Origin of the sequence: Lysinibacillus sp. NPDC056185 (assembly GCF_047737915.1) — a bacterium.
Lineage (GTDB): Bacteria > Bacillota > Bacilli > Bacillales_A > Planococcaceae > Lysinibacillus.
Genome location: NZ_JBLLLQ010000105.1, coordinates 1 through 1,233, shown reverse-complemented (window position 1 = coordinate 1,233; position 1,233 = coordinate 1). Strand labels below are relative to the sequence as shown.

Here is a 1,233-nt window from a genome sequence, read left to right as displayed (position 1 = left end):
CCGCCGGCAAGGACAAGAGCCTGGTGCCCTCCGGGGTTCTCCCCAGCACGGAGACCACTTTCCCCAACACGGGGACCACGAGGCACACCTCACCGACGGGGCAGACGACCGCCCAGGCCGAGATCCCGGAACACGCCGAGAACAAGGCCCGTACGACGACCCCGGCGCCCGTCGTCATCAAGCCGGTCGCGAAGCTGCACGCCGCCACGTCCTGGAAGTCCGACCGGCTGCAGCTGGGCATGCAGACCGACGGCAACCTCGTGCTCTACGACCGGCAGGAAGAGCGGGTGCTCTGGGCTGCCGGCACCTTCGGCAACGGCAACATGGCTGCCTTCCAGAATGACGGCAATCTCGTCATCTACACCGCAGCCGGTCGAGCGATATGGGCCTCGAACGCCGCCGGCTTCACCGACGCCACCCTGGTCATCCAGCCCGACGGCAACGTCGTCATCATGGCCGGTGGGAAGCAGGTGTGGGCCACGAACACGCACATCTGACGCCGACAGCAGGCCCGTCCCGGGCGACCCACAGCCGCCACCACGCCTCTTCTTCCCCAACGCAAGGAACGCGACGCCATGTCCGACAACGGCCGGATCGACTTCGCCGCGCTGGCTCACCAGGCCCGCCGTATGGAGGGCGCGATGGCGGGCGTCCAGGAGGACCTGACGAAAGTCCAGGCCACCGGCTACGGCGGCGGCGGTCTCCGGCGACCGCCGGATCGTCGCGCTGCGCATCGATCCCTCGGTGATCGACCCTGACGATCCGGAGACCCTCGCCGACTTGATCATCGTGGCGGTCGACAGCGCGAACCAGGCCGTGCAGGAGCAGCGGGCGGCAAGTCCGGCCGTCGTCACCGACAGCCTCAACGGCCCCCTCTCGGGACTGCGTCCGACGGGACCGGGACATCCCGGACCTCGCACCCCGGGCGGGGACGGCTTCGCCGCGAACTGATCCGCCGACCTCGCGCGCCCCGGCCGTACTCCCTGAACGGGATCTGCCGGTCGCGGTGCGCGGGCTCGTGTCCTGACGGAAGGTACAGGCCGGGGCGAAACCGGGTGGCGACGCCAAGTCGCTGCAGGGCCTCGGCTGGTGGCCCCTGCACCAGTCCGGCACCGCGAAGGCCGGCGTGCACGACGCCGTGGTCAGGGGCGGCACGCAGTGGACCGACGGCCCCGAGGGCGGCGCCGTGCAACTGGACGGCACCAGCGGATACGCGGACTCCAACACCCGGCT

Annotated in this window: 2 pseudogenes; both read left to right on the top strand. The window is 70.6% G+C overall.

Going from position 1 to position 1,233, the window contains the following annotated elements:
• Nucleotides 1–497, top strand: a pseudogene (locus tag ACMZ42_RS27185) (hypothetical protein); the annotation flags it as partial.
• A gap of 208 nt (nt 498–705) precedes the next feature.
• Nucleotides 706–951, top strand: a pseudogene (locus ACMZ42_RS27180) (YbaB/EbfC family nucleoid-associated protein); the annotation flags it as partial.
• Nucleotides 952–1,233: the final 282 nt, after the last annotated feature.